Annotated in this window: 6 protein-coding genes; all 6 read left to right on the plus strand. The window is 72.1% G+C overall.

Annotated elements, in window-relative coordinates; genetic code table 11:
- Positions 1–1,029 (plus strand): toprim domain-containing protein (locus IE249_RS37115; protein ID WP_229858337.1); only part of this gene is annotated, 1,029 nt, incomplete at its 5' end.
- A gap of 187 nt (positions 1,030–1,216) precedes the next feature.
- Positions 1,217–1,741 carry a DUF1453 family protein gene (locus IE249_RS13215; protein ID WP_189705008.1) on the plus strand — a complete coding sequence of 175 codons (525 nt, stop codon included), beginning with the start codon at positions 1,217–1,219 and terminating at the stop codon, positions 1,739–1,741.
- Positions 1,738–2,889, plus strand: a complete 1,152-nt coding sequence (locus tag IE249_RS13220) for a sensor histidine kinase (protein ID WP_189705009.1) — start codon at positions 1,738–1,740, stop codon at positions 2,887–2,889. Before IE249_RS13215 ends, IE249_RS13220 begins: the two co-directional genes overlap by 4 nt.
- Positions 2,886–3,569, plus strand: coding sequence for a response regulator transcription factor (locus IE249_RS13225; RefSeq protein WP_189705010.1), 684 nt, complete (start codon positions 2,886–2,888; stop codon positions 3,567–3,569). Before IE249_RS13220 ends, IE249_RS13225 begins: the two co-directional genes overlap by 4 nt.
- Before the next feature lie 120 nt (positions 3,570–3,689).
- On the plus strand, positions 3,690–4,196 hold the full coding sequence (locus IE249_RS13230; protein ID WP_373304383.1) for a DUF485 domain-containing protein: 507 nt from the start codon (positions 3,690–3,692) through the stop codon (positions 4,194–4,196).
- Positions 4,193–5,599, plus strand: a 1,407-nt coding sequence (locus IE249_RS13235) for a solute symporter family protein (RefSeq protein ID WP_229858340.1), incomplete at its 3' end; no start/stop codon positions are given. The genes IE249_RS13230 and IE249_RS13235, both read left to right, overlap by 4 nt.

The raw sequence follows: 5,599 nt of genomic DNA on the forward strand, positions 1-5,599 counted from the left end.
GACGACATCGTCAAGGACGACGCCCTCGAGGGCCTCACCGCGGTCGTCACCGTCCGCCTCGCCGAGCCGCAGTTCGAGGGCCAGACCAAGGAGGTCCTCGGCACCTCGGCGGCCCGCCGGATCGTGAACAACGTGGTCACCAGGGAACTGAAGGCCTTCCTGACCTCCACCAAGCGGGACGCCGCCCAGCAGGCCCGCGTGGTCATGGAGAAGGCGGTGGCCGCCGCCCGTACGCGCATCGCCGCCCGTCAGCACAAGGACGCGCAGCGCCGCAAGACGGCCCTTGAGTCCTCCTCGCTGCCCGCGAAGCTCGCCGACTGCCGCAGCGACGACGTCGACCGCAGCGAGCTGTTCATCGTCGAGGGCGACTCCGCGCTCGGTACGGCCAAGCTGGCGCGGAACTCCGAGTTCCAGGCGCTGCTCCCGATCCGCGGCAAGATCCTCAACGTCCAGAAGTCGTCCGTCACCGACATGCTCAAGAACGCCGAGTGCGGCGCGATCATCCAGGTGATAGGAGCGGGCTCGGGCCGGACCTTCGACCTGGACGCGGCCCGCTACGGCAAGATCATCATGATGACCGACGCCGACGTCGACGGCTCCCACATCCGCACCCTCCTGCTGACCCTGTTCCACCGCTACATGCGGCCGATGGTCGAGTCGGGCCGGGTCTTCGCCGCGGTGCCCCCGCTGCACCGCATCGAGCTGATCCAGCCGAAGAAGGGCCAGGACAAGTACGTCTACACCTACTCGGACCGCGAGCTGCGCGACAAGCTGCTCGAGTTCCAGAGCAAGGGCATCCGGTACAAGGACTCGATCCAGCGGTACAAGGGCCTGGGCGAGATGGACGCCGACCAGCTGGCCGAGACCACCATGGACCCGCGCCACCGCACCCTGCGCCGTATCAACCTCTCCGACCTGGAGGCCGCGGAGGGCGTCTTCGACCTGCTGATGGGCAACGACGTGGCTCCCCGCAAGGAGTTCATCGCGAGCTCGGCGGCGACGCTGGACCGCTCCCGCATCGACGCCTAACCGCCGCGCACGGCCGGAACGGCCCGGGTGACCGGGCCTTCTCCACCCCCGGGTGGAGACCGGCGGTGCTGTGGAATCCACCCGCGATCCACCCGGGCTCCGATCAGCCGGCCCGCGATCTTCCGTAGCGTCGAAGGCGTCGGCGGCACTCGGCCGTCGCCACTCCTTACCGCTCACGGAGGCTCTGATGTCCGGGCTCGTCAACGCGCTGGTGATCGTGGCCGTCGCCGCCCTGGTGATCTCCCGGCAGTTCCGCGCACGCCGGCTCGACGCCGACCGGCGCTGGTGGGTGCTGCCCGCCGTCCTGGCGATCGTCGCGCTCCGCGAGCCCGGCATCCTCGACGCCCACCACCGCACCGCGTCCGCCCTGCTGCTGGCCGTCGAGGTGATCATCGGCCTCGGCATAGGGGCGGGCTGGGCCTGGACCACGCGCATATGGGTGGAGGCGGACGGCGCCGTGTGGACCAGGGGCACCAAGGCCGCCGCGGCCGTCTGGACCGGGGGCATCGTCCTCCGTGCCGGCCTCTTCGGCCTCGGCGCGCTGTTCGGAGTCCACCAGGACAGCGCCGCCCTGATGCTGACACTCGCCGGCACGCTGCTGGTCCGCTCCGGCGTCCTCGCCTGGCGGACGCAGTCGCTCGGCCCGGCAGCCACCCGCACGGCGGCGTACGGTGACCGCATGCCCCGGCCCGCGTGGAAGGAGCGCGTGTGACGCGGAACGCCTGGACGCGCTGGCCCTCCCCGGAGGCGCTGGGACGCACGGGAATCTCGCAGCCGCGCAGGATGCTCGGCTGGGCCGTGCGGGTGCTGGTGATCGGCATGCTGCTGTGGGGCGCCTTCACCAGCAACCGCGTTCCGCTCTGGGGAGCGGTCGCCGCCGGGGCCGGGGTCCTCGTGGCGGCCGCTGCTGCCTGGGGCTTCTTCCGCACCACGCTCGCGCACCGGCTGGTGCCCTCCCTGGTGCTGATCGCGCTGCTCCTCGGCCTCGCGGTCGCCGCGCAGGCCACGGGGTTCCGCGTTCCCGCGCTGGTCATCTGGTGCGGCTGCGCGGTGGCCGCCCTGGAGCGGCTACCCGTCGCCGCGGCACTGCCCGTCACCTCGATCGCCCTGGCCGCCTACGCCGCGGTCAACGACGACGTGTGGCTGACGACCGCGGCCACCACGGCGGGCCTCGCCCTCGCCGGATACGTCCTGCGGCTCGACGCCGAGGCGCGCGGCAGCGCCCAGCGGTTGCTGGCCCAGGAACGGGCAGCGCACGCCGCCGAGGCGGAGTCGGCGGCGCTGGCCGAGCGGGCGCGAATAGCCCGGGAGATCCACGACGTGCTGGCGCACAGCCTCTCGGCGCAGATGGTGCACCTGGAGGCGGCGCGGCTGCTCATCGAGCGCGGCGCGGACCGCGAGCAGATCCTCGAGCGGGTGGTCGCGGCGCGCGGAATGGCGCGCGACGGTCTCGCCGAGACCCGGCAGGCCCTTTCCGCCCTGCGCGGCGAGTTGACCCCGCTGGAGGACTTCCTCGCCGAACTCGTGGGCGCGAGCGACGGGGCGGAGGTCACCGTCTCGGGTGAACGCAGACCGCTGCCGGCCGAGGCGTCGCAGGCCGTGCGCAGGGTGGCCCAGGAGGCACTGACCAACGTCCGTAAGCATGCCCCGGGCGCCAAGGTCCGGCTGCGGCTGGAGTACGGCGAGGACCAGATCACGCTGGACGTACGGGACACCGGCGGTGCGCCGGGCGATCTCACCGCCTCCGGCGGCGGGTACGGTCTGCTGGGCATGCGGGAGCGTGCCGAGCTGCTGGGCGGTTCGCTGGAGGCAGGGCCGCACGAGGAGGGGTTCGCGGTGACGTTGAAGGTGCCGGCATGACGGAGGACGCCGGCAGGAAACCCGCGCGGGTGATCGTGGCGGACGACCAGACGGTCGTGCGTGAGGGCATCGTGATGCTGCTGGGGCTGCTGCCCGGAGTGGAGGTGGTCGGCGCCGCGGGCGACGGCGAGGAGGCGGTGCGGCTGGTCGGGGAACTCGCTCCGGACGTGGTCCTGATGGACCTGCGCATGCCCCGCTGCGACGGGGTCGAGGCCACCCGGCGGATCCGCTCCGAGCACCCGGGGACCCAGGTGGTGATCCTGACCACCTTCGCCGACGACGAGTCACTGTTCCCCGCGCTCAGAGCCGGGGCACGGGGCTATCTCACCAAGGACGCGGGAGGGGACGAGATCGTCCGGGCCGTGGAGAGCGTGCTGTCGGGGGACGCGGGACTGTCGCCCAGCATCCAGCGGAGGCTGCTGGAGCGGCTGTCGGAACCCGAGGCGCGGCCGTCCGCCGCCGAACCGGCGCCGGACGGCCTGACCGCGCGGGAGTGCGAGGTGCTGGAGCTGATCGCCGAGGGGCTGAACAACCAGCAGATCGCCCGCCGGCTGCATGTCTCCACCGCGACCGTGAAGACCCACATCAACAACCTGTTCGCCAAGACCGGCGTCAAGGACCGTGCGCAGGCCGTGCGTTACGCCTATGCGAAGGGCCTGGCGCGGCCACCGGTGGGATGAGTCACCTGATGGGGTGAAGAGCGCGGGGAACGTAAGTCGAAGATCCTCCCGGTCTGTCCATCCTTGGGCATGCAGTCAAGCAACGGTCGTTCCCGCGGCGCCGGGGGCGGTTCAGAGAACATGTCCGGGGACCACCCCGAGCAGCAGACCCCGGCGCCCGAGGACATGCGATACCGCGACCCCTGGTACGACGCGCTGGCCTCCGGCTGGGGCGAGGGCGACGCAGGAGGCGCCCCCACCGCCCAGGTACCGGCGGCCCGGCGGCAGGAGCGGCCCGGAGGGAGCCCTGATGCGGCGGCCGACGTGTACCTCGAGGTGCAGCGCAGCGCGGCGTTCCAGGAAGTGCGCAGCCGCTACCGGAGGTTCGTGGTGCCGGGGACGGCGGTCTTCTTCGCCTGGTACGTCGGCTACGTCGTCACCGCGACCACCGCGCCCGGATTCATGGCCAGGCCGGTGGCCGGAGCGGTGAACGTGGCGATGGTCGCGGGGGTCGGACAGTTCCTCACCACCTTCCTCTTCACCTGGGCCTACGCCCGGCACGCACGCCTGCGCAGGGACCGTGCCGCGCTCGAACTGCGCTGGGACACACAGGAACTGACGCGCGGCGTCCGGGGTGGTGCCTCATGAGCGCGGACCATCAGACACTGGCGCTGCTGCTGTTCAGCGTGTTCGTCGCGGTCACCCTGGGGATCACCACCTGGGTGAGCCGCCACCGGCAGGGCTCGGCGGAGGAGTTCTACGCGGGCGGCCGGCTGTTCTCTCCGATGGAGAATGGTTTTGCCATCGCGGGCGACTACATGTCCGCCGCCTCCTTCCTCGGCGTCACCGGACTCATCGCCCTGTTCGGCTACGACGGACTGCTGTACGTGGTGGGATTCCAGGTCGCCTGGCTGGTGGTGCTGTTCCTCGTCGCCGAACTCGTGCGCAACTGCGGACGGTTCACGCTCGCGGACGTGGTCGCGGCCCGGATGAGGGAGCGGCCGGTGCGCATCGCCGCGGGCACCTCCTCGGTCACCGTGTCCGTGCTGTACCTGGTGGCGCAGATGGTGGGCGCCGGAAGCCTGGTGGCGCTGCTGCTCGGCCGGACCGGCGAGGCCGCGCAGGCGTGGACCGTCATCGGCGTCGGCGCGCTGATGGTGATCTATGTGTCGCTGGGCGGGATGCGCGCCACCACGTGGATCCAGATCGTCAAGGCGGTGCTGCTGCTCGGCGGCACCGTCGTCCTGACCGCGCTGGTCATGGTCCGCTTCCACGGCGACCTCGACCGGCTGCTGCTCACCGCGGCCGAGCGCAGCGGCCACGGGGACGCCTTCCTGGTCCCCGGGCTGAAGTACGGCGGCGGCTGGACCGCGCGCCTGGACTTCATCAGCCTGGGGCTCGCCCTGGTGCTCGGCACCGCCGGGCTGCCGCACATCCTCTCCCGCTTCTACACCGTGCCGACCGCGCGGGCCGCCCGGCGGTCGGTGATCTGGTCGATCGGGCTCATCGGCGGCTTCTACCTGATGACGATCGTGCTCGGCTTCGGCGCGGCCGCCGTCGTCGGGCCGGACGCCGTACGCGGTTCGAACGCCGCGGGGAACACGGCGGTTCCGCTGCTGGCCCTGGACCTCGGCGGCGGCCCGGACTCCACCGCGGGGACGGTGCTGTTCGCGGTGGTGGCGGCGGTCGCGTTCGCCACGATCCTCGCCGTCGTCGCCGGCATCACGCTCGCCTCCTCCGCCTCCGTGGCGCACGACCTGTACGCGTCGCTGCGCCGCCCGGGCGGCCGGCAACGCAGCGAGGTCACCGTCGCGCGCGTCGCGGCCGTGGGCATCGGTGTCGTCGCCATCGCCCTCGGCCTGCTCGCCCGTGACCTCAACGTCGCCTTCCTCGTCGGGCTGGCCTTCGCCGTCGCCGCCTCGGCAAACCTGCCGGTGCTGCTGTACTCGCTGTTCTGGCGGGCGTTCACCACCCGTGGCGCGGTGTGGGCCGTGTACGGCGGACTGCTTCCCGCTCTTGTGCTCGTCGTGCTCTCCCCGGTGGTCTCCGGC

The organism is Streptomyces anandii JCM 4720 (genome assembly GCF_014650655.1).
GTDB lineage: Bacteria > Actinomycetota > Actinomycetes > Streptomycetales > Streptomycetaceae > Streptomyces > Streptomyces anandii.

Excerpts from the sequence above, each read along its gene's own strand:
- IE249_RS13230 (WP_373304383.1), top strand. The coding sequence starts at position 3,690 with ATGTCCGGGGACCACCCCGAGCAGCAGACCCCGGCGCCCGAGGACATG.
- IE249_RS13225 (WP_189705010.1), top strand. The coding sequence starts at position 2,886 with ATGACGGAGGACGCCGGCAGGAAACCCGCGCGGGTGATCGTGGCGGAC.
- IE249_RS13215 (WP_189705008.1), top strand. The coding sequence starts at position 1,217 with ATGTCCGGGCTCGTCAACGCGCTGGTGATCGTGGCCGTCGCCGCCCTG.